Raw genomic sequence first — 18,413 nt, 5'->3', positions numbered from 1 at the left:
GCTCCGGTACGCCGCACCCCGCTAGCCTGCGCCAGCCACCGCCGCGCTCGGGCGCGGCCAGACTGCGGCGACCCAGTCGCGCACACAACGCTGCACCCGCGCATCGCTCAACATCGCCAGATGGCCGACGCCGCCGATGCGGGCGGTCTCGACATCGCCGGCAGACGGTGACGCCGTCGCTCCCGAGAGGCTGACCATCCCGTCGCCCAGCCAGTCCGCCAGCGGATGCTCGACATCCTGCGCCAGACTCACCCCCAGCAAACGATAGGCAATCCCGCGCGTTGCCGCGCCTGCCGAGGAATGGGCAAGCGTCTCGCGCAGACGTTCGATCTCGGCTCGCCGGCTCACCGCCGCGCGTCCCCACTCGGCGCCGCCCGGCGCACGCGCCAGCGCCTGCGTCGCCCAGTCGGCAAGTTTTTCGACAGGCGCCCCGGCATGGGGCGTGGCCAGACACACCAGCAGGCGCGTCCTGCGCTGCCAGGGCCAACGCGGCCAGGCCCCGGCATCGTCGGCGGCCTCACAGGCACAGCGCGCCAGCAAGCCGCCAGCGCTATGTCCGACGAGCACGATCTCCGGCACCGCCACCCACGCGGCGCAGCGGGCGTCGAGCAGATCGCCAAAGGCACGCGCGTTGTCGGCGACTGCCAGCCCCGTGTTGTAGCGGAGATACAACGCCGTCGCGCCGACCTCGGCGGCCAGATTGGCGGCGAAGGGCGAGACGGCGGCCGGATCGCCGGGCGTTGAGCTATCCGCACAAACCGCATCTGCATCAAAGGCTTGCCAGAGATTTTCGTCACAGGCAAAGCCGTGCACATAGACGACGAGCCGGCGAGGCGTCCCCTCCGACGACCCCGACGACTCCGGAATCAGCGTCATCGGGATGGCCAGCGCGCTGCCCTGCGCCGCGAGATCTTCGCCGGCCAGCGCGTTGATCGCCGCCCGCACCGCTCCGGCGCGCTGGACGAGCGAGGCGCCCGGCGTACTGGCAGACTCCTCCAGCGCCGCCGTCGCCTCCAGCAGAGTGCCGCCGCCAAAGCGCAGCGCGGCAAAGACGCTGCCGCTGACGCCCGCATGAACACGCTCGGCCAGACGCGCCGGCACGCCGACGAAGGGCAGGCGCCGCAAGACACCGAAGGCCGTCGCGGCAAGCTCATCCTGCAAAGACTCCAGCCGGCGCGTGTCTTCCAGCAATTGCCGCTTGAGCAGCCGACTGAGACTGGGCGACGCATTCGACGGCGACGACTTGGGCGGCGGGGAAAAGGGCGGCGACATGGCAACTCCGGCCGGATGATCACGAAGGATGGACGATGGAGCGAAGCATCGGCCAGCGCAAAGGCGCCGGGCGAGGCCCGCGAGGAGAAGGATAGCGGCAAGCGCCGCGATGTACAGCGATGCCGGCAAGGCCCACGACAGCGCACCACGCACCCGCCCGCCGCAAACCCCGATCGAGGCCGATCCGCGAGGAAACAGCGGGCCTCTTCATTACAACGGGATTTCACGGCCGTGACACATTCGCCGCCTAGACTGCGGCAACTGTCTTGTCGGGAACCTCCATGTCACGCCTTTTCGCGCCTGCCGCCTGGCTGGTCGGGCGATTGAGCTATCGCCATAAACTGCTGCTCAACGCGGCGCTGGTGACGCTACCGATGCTCGCGCTCGCCGGCGGCGTCCTCTACGAACAACAACGCAGCCTGACGACGCTCGAACGCGAGCAGGCCGCCCTCGCCCAGCAATTGCCGGCCATCTCGCTCCTCGTTGCCCTCGCCGACCGGCACGCCACGGCACAAGCCAGCGCCGCTGGCGATGAGGCGGCAAGCCAGCAACGCGATGCCCGCCGTGACGCCGTCGACGGCACATTGGCTGCGCTGCGCGCGCAACTGGCCGCTGCGCCAGCCGGCACCAGCGATGCGGCACTGACCAGCAAATGGGACGATTTCAGCACGCGCTGGCAGGACGTGCGCCAGCAGAACGACGACGACGGTCTCAACGCACACAGCGAACTGGCGCAGATCGTCCGCGACGCCATGGCGCAATCGCTCGAAAGCGGCGGCCTGCGCGCCGACCCCGATGCCAGCGTCGCCCTGCTCGCCAACGCCCTCGGCGAACGCCTGCCGCAACTCATCGACAGTTTCGGACTGGCGCGCGATATCGGGGTCGGCGCAATCATGCGGCAACGCCTGAAAAGCGCGCAGCGCAGCCGTCTGCAACTGGTGCGCGGCAGCCTCGACCCGCTCGTCGGCGAGAGCGTCGACGCGGTGACGAAAGCCGTCGCCGCCCGCCCGGAACTCGCCGCCAGTCTGGAGGCGCCGACCTCGGCGCTTGCCAGCGCACACCTGCCGCTGGAAGAAGCGCTGACGACCAAGGTCATCGACACCACCGACTTCGACATCGCGCCGAACGACTACGCCCGGCGCGGCAGCGACGCCATTGCCGCCGCGCAGGCACTGGCCACGGCAGCCGCCCCCGCCGCCGCCGCAGTGCTTGCCGAGCGCGAGGATTCCTTGCGCCTGACCCGCAATCTGGTCGGCGCCGCGCTGATCGGCGCGCTACTACTCCTGGCGTGGGCCTTCGTCGGTGCCTATCAGTCGATCATGCACGGCATCCGCTCCCTGCACCGGGCAGCGGCGGCGCTGGCCGACGGCGATCTGCGCGCGCGTGCCGAGACGGCCTCGCACGACGAAGTCGCCGCCGTCGCCGACAGCTTCAACCGCATGGCCGCTCATTTCGCGGGCATCATTCACGATGCCACCGCCGCCGCCAGCGATGTCGCCAGCGCCGCCGGCAAGCTCGGCGGCATGGGGCAACAGGTCGCCGACGCCTCGGCACGCCAGAACGACGCCGCCACCCACACGGCCGGCGCGGCGCACGCGCTGACCGGATCGATCCGGCAGGTGGCGACGCACGCCGAAGAAACGGCACGCATCGCCAGCGACGCCGACAGCGCGACCCGCCACGGCGAACGCGACGCGCTGGCTACCGCCACTGAAATGCAGCGCATCGCCGACGGCGTGCTCAAAACGGTGGGCATCATCCGCTCGCTCGAAGACCGCTCGCGCGCCATCGACACCATCGTCCTGACCATCCGCGAAATCGCCGAGCAGACCAATCTTCTGGCGTTGAACGCCGCCATCGAAGCGGCGCGAGCCGGCGAAGCCGGACGCGGCTTCGCCGTCGTCGCCGACGAGGTCCGCAAGCTGGCCGAGCGCACGCGTGTGTCGACGCAGGAAATCGGCAGCACCATCGGCGCCATTCAGTCCGACATCACGCAAGCGGCGAGCGAAATGAACGCCAGTGGCGAACTGGTCGGCGGCAGCGCGCGTCTGGCGAACGATCTGGCGACGACTCTGGCCGAGATTCGCCAGACCGTCGCCAGCTCGGCCGAGCACGTGCGCGGCATCGTCAGCGAAGCGGCCAGCCAGGCCAGCACCAGCGAGGCGATCGCCGGCCACGCCGAAGAGATCGCGACGATGAGCGAGCATAACCACGCCGCCATTCAGGCCGCCGCCGAAGCGGCCGGCGCGCTGGCCGCACTGGCCGCCCGTCTGCGCGAGTCGGTGGCGGGCCTGCGCACCTGAAGGCGCAGGACTGACGCAGCGCCGCGCAGTGCGTCGAGATCAGGCGTGGCGGAGCCCGGACAGGTGCGACGCGCCGATACGCGGGAGGACGCGGAGAGACGCGGCGTAACGACTAGGCCGGCGCGCTGTCGTGCGCGACGGGCCGTTGCAGATCGAGCCGGAAGCGGGCAAAAGCGCCCGGCGCGTCTTCGATCACCGGCAGCGGACCACTGCCGGGAACCCGCGCCGGCACCTGCGCGTTGCCAGCAGGCAAGGCGAGCAGCCACTGGTGCCAGTCGGTCCACCACGAGCCATCGTGTGCCGTCGCTGCGGCAAGAAAATCGTCGGCAAGCGCCGGCAGGCTTTCGTTCGTCCAGTAGCCGTATTTGTTGGCCGCGGGCGGATTGACGATACCGGCGATATGGCCAGAGCCGCCGAGGACAAAGCGTACCGGCCCACGCGGCAGGAGCGCGCCGGCGTAGGTGGTCTTCCAGGGCGCGATGTGGTCTTCGATCGTCGAGATGAAGTAGCACGGCACCTTGACCTTGGCGACGTCGATCTTCACCCCGGCCAGCGTGATGCCGCCCGCTTTGCGCAGGGCGTTTTCGAGGTACATCTTGCGCAGGTAGAAGCTGTGCATGGCGTAGGGCATGCGCGTCGAATCGCTGTTCCAGTAAAGCAGGTCGAAGGGGAAGGGGTCCTTGCCCATCAGGTAGTTATTCACCACGAAAGACCAGATCAGGTCGTTGGCGCGCAGGAGGTTGAAGGTGCCGGCCATCTCGCTGCCTTCGAGGAAACCGCGTTCGGCCATTTTCTTCTCGAGCGCGCTGACCGAGGCCTCGTCGACAAAGACGCCCAGTTCGCCGGGATCGGAGAAGTCGACCAGCGAGGTAAAGAAGGTCGCCGAGGCGATGCGCCGATCGCGCGTCGCGGCGAGGTAGGCGAGCGTCGTCATCAGCAGCGTGCCGCCGAGACAGTAGCCGGCAGCGTTGACCTCTTTCTCGCCGCTGATCTGGCAAACCGCGTCGAGCGCGGCGAGCGTGCCTTCGCGCAGGTAATCCTCGAAAGTCTTGTGCGCCAGCCGCGCGTCCGGATTGACCCAGGACATGATGAAAACGCTATGTCCCTGATCGGTCGCCCACTTCACCAGCGAGTTCTTCTCGCGCAGATCGAGGATGTAGTACTTGTTGATCCACGGCGGAACGATGAGGAGCGGACGCTTGTACTGCGACGGGGTCGTCGGCGTGTACTGGATCAGCTGCATCAGCTCGTTCTGGAAAACCACCTTGCCGGGCGTCGTCGCGACGTTGCGCCCCAGCTCGAAGGCCTGGGTGTCTGTCATGCGAATGCGCAAAGTGCCGTCGCCCGCTTCGAGGTCGTGCAGAAGGTTGTTGAAGCCGCGCAGGAGATTTTCGCCGCGGGTATTCAGGGTCTCGCGGAACACCTCCGGATTGCTGAGCGCGAAGTTCGACGGCGACAGGGCGTTGAGGTACTGGCGCGTGAAGAAATTGACCTTGTTCTGCGTCAGCGGGTCGAGCCCTTCGAGATCGCTTACCGCTGAGTGCACATGGCGCGCCGACAGCAGGTAGGACTGCTTCATGAAATCGAAGAGCGCGTTGTTTTCCCAGTCGGCGTGGGCAAAACGCTTGTCACCCTTGTCCGGCGTGGCCAGCGGCGATACCGGCACGCCGAGCATCTTCAGGGACGTGTGCTGCCACAGCGAGACGTAGTCCCACATCATGTTCATCTGCGTCTGCGCGAGCTTGAACGGATGGGCCAGAAAGTGCGCCGACAGATCCATGAAGGCTTTGGCGACGCCAACATCGTCGCTCGCGGCCGACACGCCGTGCCGCGCGTGCCGATCGAGGTAGCGCGTCAGCAGCCGCGCGGAGCGCTGGGCGACTTCGGCGTAGATGTTGGCCACGTTAGCCAGATCGGCGGGACTGGCGGCTGGCGACTCCACGGACTTCGGCGCTTGCGTCATGTGAGGCTCCCTCTATCGCGTTTGGCACGAGGGCGTCGAGCACGCCGCCCCCGCCGCGCCGGATGGCGCGCACAACGAACCCGAGAGCGGATCGGCCTCAGGCCCGCATGAAACGGATGATGCCGTCGTCGCTGCGACAGCGGCGCAGGCGACCGGCGTGTTCCAGCCAGTTCAGATGAGCAATCGCTTCGCCCATCGCAAACATCGTCTGATGCGCGTCGAGCTCGCGCTCGAACAGTATTGGCAGCAACTCGGCCGCGCAGTGCGGCGTCGTACAGTGGGCTTCCAGTCGCACCAGACGCTCATGGTGGTGGGCGTGCAGCGCGTCGATGCGATCGTGCAGACCGCGGAAAGGCAAGCCATGCGAAGGCAGCACCAGCGTGTCGGCCGGCAAGGCCCGCAAGCGGTCGAGCGAAGCGAGGAAATCGGCCAGAGAATTGGCCTCCGGCGTGACAGCGAAGACACTGATATTGGTCGATATTTTCGGCAATACCATGTCACCGGAAATTAGCACATGGTCATCTTCACAGTAAAGCGCCGCGTGTTCCGGCGAATGCCCGTGACCGACGATCACCTGCCAGCGCCGCCCGCCGATGCATAGCTCGTCGCCAGCCAAGAGGCGCCGGTACTGCGTCGGCAACGCGGGCACGCCGCGGTTGTAACCGCCACGACCGGCCGCAATCGCCGCCGCCCCCTCGGGGCTGAGGCCATGCAGGGCGAACTGGCGTTGCATCGGCGCGTTGCCGTGGCCGCCGATTTCGTGCCAGACCGCGTGCGCCGTCAGGTATTCGCCGAGCGTCATCAGCACGGGTGCCCCGGTCTGCGTCTGCAACCACTCGGCGAGGCCAATATGGTCGGGGTGAAAATGGGTGACGACGATGCGGCGAATGCGCCCGCCCTGCGGCGTCGCTGCCAGCTCACCGAGAATCCGCGTCCAGCACTCCCGTACGACGGGCAAGGCGAAGCCGGTGTCGACGATCGTCCAGCCGCCCGCGGCGGCATCCGGCGCGGTACCTGCCGGCGTATCGCCTGTCAGCGCCGCGTCTCTCGCCGCCGCGCCTGCCAGAGCATCCTCCACCACGCTGTCTTGCGCTGCCGCATCGGCAAGAGCAAGCGGCACGAGCGCGCCATCGGCGATCAGCCACAGGTTGATGTGATTGAGCGCGAAGGGCAGGGGCATGCGCAACCAGCGCACACCGGGCGCGATCTCGATGCTCTCGCCAGCCGCCGGTACCTGCGTGCAGGGGTAACTCGGCAGCCCGGCAGTCGCTGACACTGGAGTCGTCAGTGGGTTCGGCGCGCCACCGGGCGTGGCATGAGGCGTGGTAGGAGACGTGGTATCGGGCGTGGCATCAAGGGGCGCAGGACTCATCAGGACGAAGCTCCGAAAAAAGAAGGGGCGGCATGCCGATTGTAAAAACCGCGTCAGGCGCTAAACTCGGCGGCCAGCGACGCCCACGCATTACAGCAGTTCATCACCAGCACTCGCCGTCACGCGCAACCATCGCGCCGTGCGCGAGGGGCCTGGGCGCCAAGGACTATATCATTCGACCCCACCCGGACAGCCCAGTGAGCAGGCAGGCGACGTTCAGCATTTCCGAGATTGCGCGCGAGTTCAACATCACGCCGCGCACCATCCGCTTCTACGAAGATCAGGGGCTGATCGCGCCGCGCCGCGACGGCCGTACCCGCGTCTTCGCCCGCCGCGACCGCACCCGCCTGAAGCTCGCCCTGCGCGGCAAACGCCTCGGTCTGAGCCTTGCCGAGATCAAGGAGCTGATCGGCATGTACGACACGGCACGCGACGAACGCTCGCAACTGGCCGAACTGCTGCTCGTCCTGGGCCGGCGCAAGGCGGCGCTGCTACAGCAGCGCGAAGACATCGAAGCCGTACTCGGCGAACTCGAAGCCTTCGAGACGCAATGCCGCGAACTGCTCGTCGGCGAGGACGAATGCGCCGACCCGCCATCCGCCGCCTGAACGGGCGCAGCGCCGCCACCACCTAACGCATCTCAGCCGGTACGCCGCCGGTATCTCCGCCCGGTCCGCTGCCAGCACCGCGCGCGGCAGCGCGCCAGCATTTTCTTTGCACCATACGCAAAGATGTTGACGTTAACGTCAACGTCAATTCAAATACCCCCGCCGTACCGTTCTGCCGCACTCCTCAGCCCTCCCCAAAGCCCTGTTGCCGGAGCGACGCCATGCACAAGCCTCACGACCCCGACTTCGCTGCCCGCGTGCGTACAAGCTTTGGCCGGCAGCCGGCGATGGCGCTGATCGGCGCGACACTGCCGGTGGTCGAGGCGGGCTACACCGAAATCCACCTGCCACGGCGTGCCGATCTGCTGCAGCAGCACGGCTACATCCATGGCGGCGTGGTCGGCATGATCGCCGACTCGGCGGCGGGCTACGCGGCGGCAACGTTGATCCCGGCGGAAGCCAGCGTGCTCACCGTCGAATACAAGATCAACCTGCTGGCGCCGGCCGACGGCCAGCTCCTGATCGCCGAAGGATCGGTGCTGCGCTACGGGCGCACGCTGATCATCACCCGCGGCGAGGTTTTCGCCGTACAAGACGGACACAAGACCCTGTGCGCGGTCATGCAGCAGACGATCATGACCGTGCATGGCAAAAAAGAAATAAACCATAAGGAGTGAGACAAATGAACTACCACGGACTCGATTTCGAACTCGGCGAGACGATCGACATGCTGCGCGACGCGGTGAAGGATTTCGCCGCCGCCGAAATCGCGCCGCGCGCCGCCGCCATCGACCGCGACAACGATTTCCCCGCCGACCTGTGGAAAAAGTTCGGCGACATGGGCCTGCTCGGCGTCACCGCCGAAGAGGAATACGGCGGCGCCGGCCTCGGCTACCTCGCGCACATCGTCGTCATGGAAGAACTGTCGCGCGCCTCGGCGGCGGTGGCACTCTCCTACGGCGCGCACTCCAACCTGTGTGTGAACCAGATCAAACGCAACGGCACGGCTGCACAGAAGCAGCGCTACCTGCCGAAACTCATCTCCGGCGAACACGTTGGCGCGCTCGCCATGTCCGAGCCGGGCGCCGGCTCCGACGTCGTCTCGATGACGCTGCGCGCCGAGAAGAAGGGCGACCGCTATGTGCTCAACGGCTCGAAGATGTGGATTACCAACGGCGGCGACGCCGACACGCTGGTCGTCTACGCCAAGATCGACCCGGGCGCCGGCCCGCGCGGCATCACCGCCTTCCTCGTCGAAAAGGGCTTCAAGGGCTTCTCCGCCGGCGCCAAGCTCGACAAGCTGGGCATGCGCGGCTCGAACACCTGGCCGCTGTTTTTCGACGACTGCGAAGTCCCCGCCGAAAACGTGCTCGGCCTCGAAAACGACGGCGCGCGCGTGCTGATGAGCGGGCTCGACTTCGAGCGCGCCGTGCTCGCCGGCGGCCCGCTCGGCATCATGGCCGCGTGCCTCGACACCGTGCTGCCCTACGTGCACGAGCGCCGCCAGTTCGGCCGGGCCATCGGCGAATTCCAGCTGATGCAGGGCAAGCTCGCCGACATGTACGCCACCTTCAACGCCTGCCGCGCCTACGTCTATGCCGTCGGCCGCGCCTGCGAGAAGGTCGGCGCCGGCAGCCGCTCGCCGCGCAAGGACGCCGCCGGCGCCATCCTCTACGCCGCCGAGAAGGCGACGTGGATGGCCGGCGAGACGATCCAGACGCTCGGCGGCAACGGCTACATCAACGACTACCCCGCCGGCCGCCTGTGGCGCGACGCCAAGCTCTACGAGATCGGTGCCGGCACCTCCGAAATCCGCCGCATGCTGATCGGCCGCGAGCTCTTCGGCGACACCGCCTGAGACGGCACCGGGCTGGTCGCGGCGCGACTTTTCCGCCATGCTTGGCGGTTACACCGCCGCCGCCCCCCCGCGCGACCACCGCTTTCATCTCTAGAGGAGACTTCCGATGTCCGATCCGATTGTCATCGTTGCCGCTGCCCGCACGCCGCTCGGCGCTTTTCAGGGTGAATTTGCCGCACTTACCGCGCCGCAGCTCGGTGCGGTCGCCATCCGCGCTGCCGTCGAGCGGGCCGGTCTGCTCCCCGACGCCATCGACGAAGTCGTCTTCGGTAACGTGCTGCAAGCCGGCGTCGGGCAGGCGCCCGCACGGCAAGCGACGCTCGGCGCCGGTCTGCCGCTCTCGGTCGGCGCCACGACGGTGCACAAGGTCTGTGGCTCGGCGCTGAAAGCCGTCATGCTGGCCCACGACGGACTCGTCGCCGGCAGCGCCAATATCGCCATCGCCGGCGGTATGGAATCAATGAGCAACGCCCCCTACCTGCTGCCGAAAGCGCGTAGCGGCTATCGCCTCGGCCACGGCCAGCTGATCGACCACATGTTCTTCGACGGCCTCGAAGACGCCTACGACAAAGGCCGCCTGATGGGCACCTTTGCCGAAGAATGCGCCAGCGCCTACGGCTTCACGCGCGAGAAACAGGATGCTTTCGCCGTCGCCTCGACCGAGCGTGCGCAACAGGCCATCGCCGAAGGCGCCTTCGCCTGGGAAATCGCGCCGGTGACCGTCAGCGGACGCAAGGGCGATGTGCTGATCGACACCGACGAGCAACCGGGGAAGGCGCGCATCGACAAGATCGCCACACTGAAGCCGGCATTCAAGAAAGACGGCACCGTCACCGCCGCCAACTCGTCGTCGATCTCCGACGGCGCCGCCGCGCTGGTCTTGCTGCGCGCCTCCGAAGCCGAGCGGCGGGGCCTGACGCCGCTGGCGCGCATCGTCGGCCACAGCAGTCACGCGCAAGCCCCGGCGTGGTTCACCACGGCACCGGTCGGCGCCATGCAAAAGCTCTTCGCAGCGACTGGCTGGAGCGCCGATAGCGTCGATCTCTTCGAGATCAACGAAGCCTTTGCCGTCGTCACCATGGCCGCCATGCACGACCTGCGTCTGCCGCACGAAAAGGTTAACGTGCACGGCGGCGCCTGCGCCCTCGGCCATCCGATCGGCGCCTCCGGTGCGCGCATCCTGACTACCCTGATCGGTGCGTTGCGCCGCCACGGTGGCCGTCGCGGCGTCGCCTCGCTGTGCATCGGCGGCGGTGAAGCCGTCGCCATCGCCATCGAACGTCTGTAGGTGGCCGCCGTCGCAATGAGCCACACGCATCCTGCTACGCCCCTCGCCACCTGGCTCAAGCTCCTCGGTACCGCCTTCTTCTGGGGCGGCACCTGGATCGCCGGCCGGGTGGCCGTGCGCGAAGTGACGCCGCTGGCCGCAGCCAGCTGGCGCTTTTTCGTCGCCGCGCTGGTGCTCGGCCTGCTGGTCGTCGCCCGCGAGGGGCTGCCGCGCTGGAGCCGCCGCGAGTGGCTGCTCCTCGTCGCCCTCGGCGCCAGCGGCATCTTTCTTTACAACATCTGCTTCCTCTACGGCTTGCAGCGCATCGAGGCCGGACGCGGCGCACTGGTTGTCGCACTGACCCCGGCCGCCGTCGCCGCCGCCGACTGGCTGTGCTTTGGCGCGCCAATGTCGCGTCTGCGTGCCACCGGCATCCTGCTGGCGATGCTCGGCTGCCTGGTCGTCGTCACCCACGGCGATCCGCTGCGCCTCTTCGCCGGCGAGGTCGGCCGGGGTGAATGGCTGATCATGGGCTGCGTCGTCCTCTGGGCGGCCTACACCTTCATCGGCCGCCGCGCCGCGCAAACGCTGTCGCCACTGGCCATGACCTTCGGCGCCAGCCTCACTGGCTGGGTCATGCTCACTATTGCCGCTGCTGTGGACGGCTCGCTGCTCGCGCTCGACGGCGCGGGCTGGCAGGGCATTTCCAGCATCGTCTTCCTCGGCCTGTTCGGCACCGTCATCGGCTTTACCTGGTACTCCGAAGCCGTCGAGCGCCTTGGCGCGACGCGCGCTTCGGCGTTCATCAACCTCGTACCGCTCTTCGCCGTACTGCTCGGCGCCCTGCTGCTCGACGAACGCGTCGGGCCGGCTGCCATTATCGGTGGCGTCATCGCCGTTGCCGGCGTCACCCTGACCAACCGCGCCACCCCGCAGGCGCGCCGCGTCGCCGCACGCGCCGCCCACACCCCGGAGAAAACCGCATGATCCTGACGCAGGAACAGGAAATGATCCGCGACACCCTGCGCGCCTTCGCGCAGGAAAAGCTGGCGCCGACCGCCGGCGAGCGCGACCGCACGCACGAATTCCCCGCCGCGCTGCTGCGCGAACTCGGCGAGCTGGGCGCGCTCGGCATGGTCGTCCCGGAAGAATGGGGTGGCGCCGGCATGGACTACCTCTCGCTGGCGCTGGCGCTTGAAGAGATCGCTGCCGGCGACGGCGCCATCTCGACCATCGTCAGCGTGCAGAACTCGCTGCCCTGCGGCATCCTCAACCGCTACGGCACGCAGCAGCAGAAGGAAACCTGGCTGCCGGCGCTGGCGCGCGGCGAAAAGCTCGGCTGCTTCTGCCTGACCGAACCGCACACCGGCTCCGACGCGTCGGCGATCACCACGCGCGCCGACCGCGACGGGGATGACTACATCCTCAACGGCGTCAAGCAGTTCATCACCACCGGCAAGTACGCCGACGTGGCCATCGTCTTCGCCGTCACCGACAAGGCCGCCGGCAAAAAGGGCATTTCCTGCTTCCTCGTGCCGACGGCGACGCCCGGCTACATCGTCGCCCGCCTCGAAGAAAAGATGGGACAGCACTGTTCGGACACCGCGCAGATCATCTTCGAAAGCTGCCGCGTACCGGCCTCGGCGCTGCTCGGCGCGCCCGGCGACGGCTACAAGATCGCGCTGGCCAATCTCGAAGCCGGGCGCATCGGCATCGCCGCGCAGTCGGTCGGCATGGCGCGCGCGGCGCTGGAAGCGGCGGTGAAGTACGCGCACGAACGCGAAACCTTCGGCAAGCCGATCATCGAGCATCAGGCGGTGAACTTCCGGCTGGCCGACATGGCGACGCAGGTCGACGCCGCGCGCCTGCTCGTCTGGCGCGCCGCCGCGCTGCGCGATGCCGGCAAGCCCTGCCTCAAGGAAGCGTCGATGGCCAAGATGTTCGCTTCCGAAATCGCCGAGAAGGTGTGTTCGGACGCCATCCAGATCCACGGCGGCTACGGCTACGTCTCCGATTTCCCGGTCGAACGCATCTACCGCGACGCGCGCGTCTGCCAGATCTACGAAGGCGCCAACGACATCCAGCGGCTGGTGATCGGCCGCGCCATCGCCGCCGACGGCGTCTAGGAGGCCCGTCGCGCCGTTCGTCCATCGTTGATCGCGTCACATGCCCGTCAAGAGGCACGATGCCCTGCCCCCCGGAGGAGACACGACTTGAACACCGAGTTGAGTAACGAGCAGCCCCCCCTCTCGCCGATCCAGTTCTACTTCGACTTTTCTTCGCCCTACGGCTATCTCGCGTCGACGCAGATCGACGCGCTGGCGGCGCGCCATGGCCGGCGCGTCGTCTGGCGGCCCATCCTGCTCGGCGTGATCTTTCGCACCACGGGGGCCGCGCCGCTGACCGAAGTGCCGCTCAAGGGCGATTACGCGCGCCGCGACTTCGCCCGCTCGGCGCGTTTCCTCAAGGTGCCTTTTCGCCTGCCGGCCCCTTTCCCGGTGCCCTCGCAAGCACCCGCCCGCGCCACGCTCTGGCTGCGCGAACGAGACCCGGCGGCAGCGGCCGAATTCGCGCGCGCGCTTTACCGCGCCTATTTCGTCGACGGCCGCGACATCGCCGCGCCGGAAACGAGCCTCGCCGTCGCCGCCGCATGTGCCGCCGCCGACAGGCGCTTTGCCGAGCGATGCGGCGTGGCCGATGCCGACGCGCTCTACGCCGAACTGGGCGCCGCCCTCGCCGCTCCGGCGCTGAAAGAAGCGCTCAAGGCCGAGTGCGCGACCGCACTCGCCGCAGGGGTTTTCGGCTCGCCTTTCTTCATCGTCGACGGCGAAGCCTTCTTCGGCGTCGACCGACTGCCACAACTCGAACACTGGCTTGCCGAAGGGGGATTCTGATGCCGCAACTGACTACCGCCATCGACCCGCGCAGCGCCGACTTTGCCGCCAACGCCGCCGCCATGCGCGCACAGGTCGACGACCTGCGCGCCACCGTCGCGCGCATCGCGCAGGGCGGCTCGGAAGCCGCTCGCCAGAAGCACGTCGCGCGCGGCAAGCTGCTCGCACGCGAACGCGTCGACGCGCTGATCGACCCCGGTTCGCCCTTCCTCGAACTGTCGCCGCTCGCCGCCTGGGGCATGTACGACGAGAAAGGGGATAGCCCTTTCGAGGTGCCGGCCGCGTCGGTGATCACCGGCATCGGCCGCATCAACGGCGTCGAATGCATGATCGTCGCCAACGACGCGACGGTGAAGGGCGGTACCTACTACCCGCTGACGGTGAAGAAGCACCTGCGCGCACAGGAAATCGCCGCCGAGAACCGCCTGCCCTGCGTCTATCTGGTCGATTCGGGCGGCGCCTTCCTGCCGCTGCAGGACGAGGTTTTCCCCGACCGCGAGCACTTCGGCCGCATCTTCTTCAACCAGGCCAACCTGTCGGCCGCCGGCATTCCGCAGATCGCCGCCGTGATGGGCTCGTGCACCGCCGGCGGCGCCTACGTGCCGGCGATGTGCGACGAGTCGATCATCGTGCACAACCAGGGCACCATCTTCCTCGGCGGCCCACCGCTCGTTAAGGCGGCGACCGGCGAAGTCGTCTCGGCTGAAGACTTGGGCGGCGGCGACGTGCATACGCGCATTTCCGGCGTGGTCGATCATCTGGCCGAGAACGACGCGCACGCCCTGGCCATCGCGCGGCGCATCGTCGGCAACCTCAACTGGCAGAAGACGCCGCCGGTGTCGCTCGCCGAACCGCGCCCGCCGGCCTACGCCGAAGAAGAGCTGTACGGCATCGTCCCGACCGACTCGCGCAAGCCTTTCGACGTGCGCGAGATCATCGCCCGCTTGGTCGACGGTTCGGACTTCGACGAATTCAAGGCGCGCTACGGCACGACCATCGTCTGCGGCTTCGCCCGCCTGTGGGGCTATCCGGTCGGCATCGTCGCCAACAACGGCATCCTCTTCTCGGAATCGGCGCTGAAGGCGGCGCACTTCATCGAACTGTGCGCGCAGCGCGGCATTCCGCTCGTCTTCCTGCAGAACATCACCGGCTTCATGGTCGGGCGCAAGTACGAAAACGCCGGCATCGCGCGCGACGGCGCCAAGATGGTCACCGCCGTGGCGACGGCGAAGGTGCCGAAGTTCACGGTGGTTATCGGCGGCTCCTTCGGCGCCGGCAACTACGGCATGTGCGGCCGCGCCTACAGCCCGCGCTTTCTGTGGATGTGGCCAAACGCGCGCATCTCGGTGATGGGCGGCGAACAGGCCGCCGGCGTGCTGGCGACGGTGCGCCGCGACGCACTCGAAGCCGCCGGCAAGACCTGGAGCGCCGAAGAGGAAGAAGCCTTCCGCGCACCAATCCGCGCGCAGTACGAAACGCAGGGACATCCCTACTACGCAAGCGCCCGCCTGTGGGACGATGGCATCATCGATCCGGCGCAGACGCGGCGCACGCTGGGCCTCGCGCTGTCGGCGTCGATGAACGCGCCGGCCGAAGCGACGAAATTCGGCATCTTTCGCATGTAGCGCGGCGCCCGCCAGACGCGCCTCGCATCCGTACAGGAGAGCTTTCATGAACTACCAGTCCATCGTCACCGAGATCGACGGCGCCGTCGGCATCCTCTCGTTGATGAAACCGGAGCGGCACAACGCCTTTGACGAGACGCTGATCAGCGAAATCACCGCCGGTCTGCGCCAACTTGAGGACGACCGGCGCGTGCGCGTCGTCATCATATCGGCCGCCGGCAAGAGCTTTTGCGCCGGCGCCGATCTCAACTGGATGAAGCGCGCCGCCGCCGCCAGCGACGACGAGAACCTCGCCGACGCGCGTCGTCTGGGCGAACTGCTGTCGACGCTCAACAGCCTCTCGAAGCCGACCATCGCCCGCGTGCACGGCCCGGCCTACGGCGGAGGCGTCGGCCTGATCGCCGCCTGCGATATCGCCATCGCCTCGTACGACGCCATTTTTTCGCTCTCGGAAGTGAAACTCGGCCTGATCCCGGCGGTAATCAGCCCCTACGTGCTGGCCGCCATCGGCGAACGCCACGCCCGCCGCTACATGCTCAGCGCCGAGCGCTTCTCCGCCGCCGAAGCCTACCGCATCGGACTGGTGCACGAGATCGTCCCCGGCATCGAGCAGCTCGACGACGCCATCGCCGAACTCGTCGACACGCTGCTGAAGAACGGCCCGCGCGCGCAGGCCGAGTGCAAGGCGCTGATCCGCGTCGTCGCCGGCCAGCCCATCGACGACGCCACCATTGAAGAAACCGTCCGCCGCATCACCTACGTTCGCGCCAGCCCGGAAGGCCGCGAAGGTCTGGCCGCCTTCCTCGACAAACGCAGGCCCGATTGGCAGCTCGACGACGAGGCGCTCTGAACCTCACCGCCCAAGGCCAGCACGCGAACAACCGGCCCACGCCAGCGCCGACGGCGCCCCCCGGCGACACCACGACCGATCGACGAAACAGATAGACGGCACAGAGTTACGACGGATTTCGCAGAACCACGACGACAACGACAGAGCACTCTACCCACGGCACACCGGCATTCCCTACACGGAGGCAGCATGAGCATGGCGGCGACACGCCCTTTGGGCACGGGCAGCAGATTCGACACTCTCCTCATCGCCAATCGCGGCGAGATCGCCTGTCGCATCATCCGCAGCGCGCGCCGACTGGGAATCCGCTGCGTCGCGGTGTACTCGGAGGCGGACGCCAACGCACGCCACGTACGGCTCGCGGATGAGGCGATCTGCATCGGGCCGGCGGCGGCTCGCGAGTCGTACCTCGACAGCGCGCGCCTCCTCGACGCCGCCCGCAAGACCGGCGCTCAGGCGATCCACCCCGGCTATGGCTTCCTCTCGGAAAACGCCGACTTCGCCGACGCCTGCGCTGCCGCCGGACTGATTTTCGTCGGCCCTCCGGCCGCCGCGATCCGCGCCATGGGCTCGAAATCGGCAGCGAAAACGCTGATGGCCGCCGCCGGCGTGCCACTGACGCCGGGCTACCACGGCGACAATCAGGACGCCGGGTTTCTCAACGCGCAGGCCGACGCCATTGGCTATCCGGTGCTGATCAAAGCCTCGGCGGGCGGTGGCGGCAAGGGCATGCGCGTCGTCGAGGCGAGTGCTGACTTTGCCGCCGCGCTCGCCTCCTGCCGCCGTGAAGCTGCGGCGGCCTTCGGCGACGAGCGTGTGCTCATCGAACGCTATCTGTTGCGTCCGCGCCACATCGAATTCCAGATTTTTGCCGACAGCCACGGCCACTGCGTGCATCTCTTCGAGCGCGACTGCTCGGTGCAGCGCCGCCACCAGAAAGTGCTCGAAGAAGCGCCCGCCCCCGGCATGACGCCGGAGCGCCGCCGCGCCATGGGCGAAGCCGCCGTCGCCGCGGCACGCGCGGTCGGCTATGTCGGCGCCGGCACCATCGAATTCATCGCCGAAAGCGATTTCGCCAGCAGCGGCCGCTTCTACTTCATGGAAATGAATACGCGCCTGCAGGTCGAGCATCCGGTCACGGAAATGATCACCGGGCAAGACCTCGTCGAATGGCAGTTGCGCGTCGCCGCCGGCGAAGCGCTGCCGCTGGCGCAGGAGCAGCTGCGCATTCACGGCCACGCTATCGAGGCGCGCATCTACGCCGAAGACGCCTCGCGTGGCTTCCTGCCGTCGACCGGGCGCCTGCTGCGACTGGCGACGCCCGCCGAGAGCGTGAACGTGCGCATCGACAGCGGCGTCGAAGAGGGCGACGAGATCACTCCGCACTACGACCCGATGATCGCCAAGCTGATCGTCTGGGACGGCGGAGCCAGCAGCGAGGGCGCGCGTGCCGGCGCCCTCGCCCGCCTGCGCCGCGCGCTCGCCGACTGGCGGGTGGCGGGCGTCACCACCAACATCGACTTTCTTGGGCGGCTCGTCGCCTGCCCCGCCTTCAGTCAGGCCGATCTCGATACGGGCCTCATCGAGCGCCAGCGCGAGCTGATCTTTACCGAAGCCGCCGCCGCGCCGCGCGAAGCGTTGCTCATCGCCGCCGTCGGCGAACTGCTTGCCGAAAACGAAGCCGCCCGCCGCGCGGCCCGTGCCAGCGGCGATCCATGGTCGCCCTGGAACGCCCGCGACGGCTGGCGCCTCAACCTCGGCTCGGCTCGCACGCTGACCTTCCGCGACGGCGAACGACTGGTCGACGTCAACGTGCGCTACGACGCCAGCGGCACGCGTGAGACACCCGCTGGCACCCGCAGCACACACGGCACAGGCAGCGACGCCGGCGCACCGGCGAGCGCCCAGTGGCAGCTGAGCTGTCAGGGCGAAGTCTCGCTCGTGCGCGCGCAGCGCCTCGCCGCCGAACCGGGCGCCGACGCGCCGGCCGAGCGCTTTGCCGTCGAGATCGACGGCCAACGGCACGTCGCCAGCGTCGTCGCCATCAACGAACCGGGGCTGGCACGGCGCATCGTCTTTGCCAACGGCGGCACCTGGCCGCTGCTCCGCCACGACCCGCTGCATCTTGTCGAAGCAGGCGGCCGTGGCAGTAGCGACGGCGGCCTGACGGCGCCGATGCCGGGCAAGATCATCGCCCTGCTCGCCACCGTCGGCCAGCCGCTCGAACGCGGCGCGCCGTTGCTCATCCTCGAAGCCATGAAAATGGAGCACACCATCACGGCGCCGCAGGCCGGCGTCGTTCGCCAGTTCCGCTACGCGGTCGGCGAGCAGGTCAGTGACGGCGCCGCGCTGGTCGACTTCGTCGCCAGCGAGCAGGTGCCCGCGCTCGGAGCGCACTGAA

14 protein-coding genes are annotated in these 18,413 nt (G+C 68.1%); 11 read left to right on the top strand and 3 right to left on the bottom strand.

Annotated elements, in window-relative coordinates:
- Positions 1 to 21 precede the first annotated feature (21 nt).
- Complete coding sequence (locus GHK24_RS06185) at positions 22 to 1,272, bottom strand: esterase/lipase family protein (protein WP_153470656.1); 1,251 nt, start codon at positions 1,270 to 1,272, stop codon at positions 22 to 24.
- A 281-nt stretch (positions 1,273 to 1,553) separates the two neighbouring features.
- Between GHK24_RS06185 and GHK24_RS06180 the strand changes: the two genes are divergently transcribed.
- The gene (locus GHK24_RS06180; RefSeq protein ID WP_153470653.1) at positions 1,554 to 3,575 is read left to right on the top strand and encodes a methyl-accepting chemotaxis protein; all 2,022 of its coding nucleotides are present in this window, start codon (positions 1,554 to 1,556) and stop codon (positions 3,573 to 3,575) included.
- A gap of 112 nt (positions 3,576 to 3,687) precedes the next feature.
- Here GHK24_RS06180 and GHK24_RS06175 read toward each other — a convergent pair whose 3' ends face one another.
- Together GHK24_RS06175 and GHK24_RS06170 are read right to left on the bottom strand one after the other, a co-directional pair.
- Positions 3,688 to 5,538, bottom strand: coding sequence for a PHA/PHB synthase family protein (locus tag GHK24_RS06175; protein WP_153470650.1), 1,851 nt, complete (start codon positions 5,536 to 5,538; stop codon positions 3,688 to 3,690).
- 97 nt (positions 5,539 to 5,635) lie between these two features.
- Positions 5,636 to 6,814 (bottom strand): MBL fold metallo-hydrolase, encoded by a 1,179-nt coding sequence (locus GHK24_RS06170; protein WP_340666119.1) that lies wholly within the window; start codon positions 6,812 to 6,814, stop codon positions 5,636 to 5,638.
- 293 nt (positions 6,815 to 7,107) lie between these two features.
- On the opposite strand from GHK24_RS06170, the gene GHK24_RS06165 reads away from it, so the two are divergent.
- The 10 genes from GHK24_RS06165 (at position 7,108) to GHK24_RS06120 (ending at position 18,412) form a co-directional block, all read left to right on the top strand.
- Positions 7,108 to 7,518 carry a MerR family transcriptional regulator gene (locus GHK24_RS06165; protein WP_167681658.1) on the top strand — a complete coding sequence of 137 codons (411 nt, stop codon included), beginning with the start codon at positions 7,108 to 7,110 and terminating at the stop codon, positions 7,516 to 7,518.
- Positions 7,519 to 7,739: 221 nt separating this feature from the next.
- Positions 7,740 to 8,195: a PaaI family thioesterase gene (locus tag GHK24_RS06160; RefSeq protein ID WP_153470644.1), complete on the top strand. Its 456-nt coding sequence runs from the start codon at positions 7,740 to 7,742 to the stop codon at positions 8,193 to 8,195.
- A gap of 5 nt (positions 8,196 to 8,200) precedes the next feature.
- Positions 8,201 to 9,376: an isovaleryl-CoA dehydrogenase gene (locus GHK24_RS06155; protein WP_153470641.1), complete on the top strand. Its 1,176-nt coding sequence runs from the start codon at positions 8,201 to 8,203 to the stop codon at positions 9,374 to 9,376.
- 106 nt (positions 9,377 to 9,482) lie between these two features.
- Positions 9,483 to 10,664 carry an acetyl-CoA C-acetyltransferase gene (locus GHK24_RS06150; protein ID WP_153470638.1) on the top strand — a complete coding sequence of 394 codons (1,182 nt, stop codon included), beginning with the start codon at positions 9,483 to 9,485 and terminating at the stop codon, positions 10,662 to 10,664.
- 15 nt (positions 10,665 to 10,679) lie between these two features.
- The gene (locus GHK24_RS06145; protein ID WP_153470635.1) at positions 10,680 to 11,630 is read left to right on the top strand and encodes a DMT family transporter; all 951 of its coding nucleotides are present in this window, start codon (positions 10,680 to 10,682) and stop codon (positions 11,628 to 11,630) included.
- Positions 11,627 to 12,769, top strand: a complete 1,143-nt coding sequence (locus tag GHK24_RS06140; RefSeq protein ID WP_153470632.1) for an acyl-CoA dehydrogenase — start codon at positions 11,627 to 11,629, stop codon at positions 12,767 to 12,769. The genes GHK24_RS06145 and GHK24_RS06140 overlap by 4 nt, the downstream gene beginning before the upstream one ends.
- 87 nt (positions 12,770 to 12,856) lie before the next feature.
- On the top strand, positions 12,857 to 13,537 hold the full coding sequence (locus tag GHK24_RS06135) for a 2-hydroxychromene-2-carboxylate isomerase (protein WP_228384565.1): 681 nt from the start codon (positions 12,857 to 12,859) through the stop codon (positions 13,535 to 13,537).
- On the top strand, positions 13,537 to 15,162 hold the full coding sequence (locus tag GHK24_RS06130) for a carboxyl transferase domain-containing protein (protein ID WP_153470628.1): 1,626 nt from the start codon (positions 13,537 to 13,539) through the stop codon (positions 15,160 to 15,162). Before GHK24_RS06135 ends, GHK24_RS06130 begins: the two co-directional genes overlap by 1 nt.
- Positions 15,163 to 15,208: 46 nt before the next feature.
- Positions 15,209 to 16,012 carry an enoyl-CoA hydratase/isomerase family protein gene (locus GHK24_RS06125; protein WP_153470625.1) on the top strand — a complete coding sequence of 268 codons (804 nt, stop codon included), beginning with the start codon at positions 15,209 to 15,211 and terminating at the stop codon, positions 16,010 to 16,012.
- Between the two features lie 189 nt (positions 16,013 to 16,201).
- Positions 16,202 to 18,412 carry an acetyl-CoA carboxylase biotin carboxylase subunit gene (locus GHK24_RS06120; protein ID WP_277986409.1) on the top strand — a complete coding sequence of 737 codons (2,211 nt, stop codon included), beginning with the start codon at positions 16,202 to 16,204 and terminating at the stop codon, positions 18,410 to 18,412.
- Position 18,413: the final 1 nt, after the last annotated feature.

This window comes from Rhodocyclus gracilis (genome assembly GCF_009617575.1).
In the GTDB taxonomy this organism is placed as follows: Bacteria; Pseudomonadota; Gammaproteobacteria; order Burkholderiales; family Rhodocyclaceae; genus Rhodocyclus; species Rhodocyclus gracilis.
Note: the sequence above shows the minus strand (reverse complement) of the source record. Positions and strands in the feature narration are given on the sequence as shown.

Bases quoted from the DNA above. Each gene is read 5' to 3' on its own strand.
- GHK24_RS06185 (WP_153470656.1), bottom strand. From the start codon at position 1,272: ATGTCGCCGCCCTTTTCCCCGCCGCCCAAGTCGTCGCCGTCGAATGCG.
- GHK24_RS06180 (WP_153470653.1), top strand. From the start codon at position 1,554: ATGTCACGCCTTTTCGCGCCTGCCGCCTGGCTGGTCGGGCGATTGAGC.
- GHK24_RS06175 (WP_153470650.1), bottom strand. From the start codon at position 5,538: ATGACGCAAGCGCCGAAGTCCGTGGAGTCGCCAGCCGCCAGTCCCGCC.
- GHK24_RS06160 (WP_153470644.1), top strand. From the start codon at position 7,740: ATGCACAAGCCTCACGACCCCGACTTCGCTGCCCGCGTGCGTACAAGC.
- GHK24_RS06155 (WP_153470641.1), top strand. From the start codon at position 8,201: ATGAACTACCACGGACTCGATTTCGAACTCGGCGAGACGATCGACATG.
- GHK24_RS06150 (WP_153470638.1), top strand. From the start codon at position 9,483: ATGTCCGATCCGATTGTCATCGTTGCCGCTGCCCGCACGCCGCTCGGC.
- GHK24_RS06145 (WP_153470635.1), top strand. From the start codon at position 10,680: ATGAGCCACACGCATCCTGCTACGCCCCTCGCCACCTGGCTCAAGCTC.
- GHK24_RS06140 (WP_153470632.1), top strand. From the start codon at position 11,627: ATGATCCTGACGCAGGAACAGGAAATGATCCGCGACACCCTGCGCGCC.
- GHK24_RS06130 (WP_153470628.1), top strand. From the start codon at position 13,537: ATGCCGCAACTGACTACCGCCATCGACCCGCGCAGCGCCGACTTTGCC.
- GHK24_RS06125 (WP_153470625.1), top strand. From the start codon at position 15,209: ATGAACTACCAGTCCATCGTCACCGAGATCGACGGCGCCGTCGGCATC.
- GHK24_RS06120 (WP_277986409.1), top strand. From the start codon at position 16,202: ATGAGCATGGCGGCGACACGCCCTTTGGGCACGGGCAGCAGATTCGAC.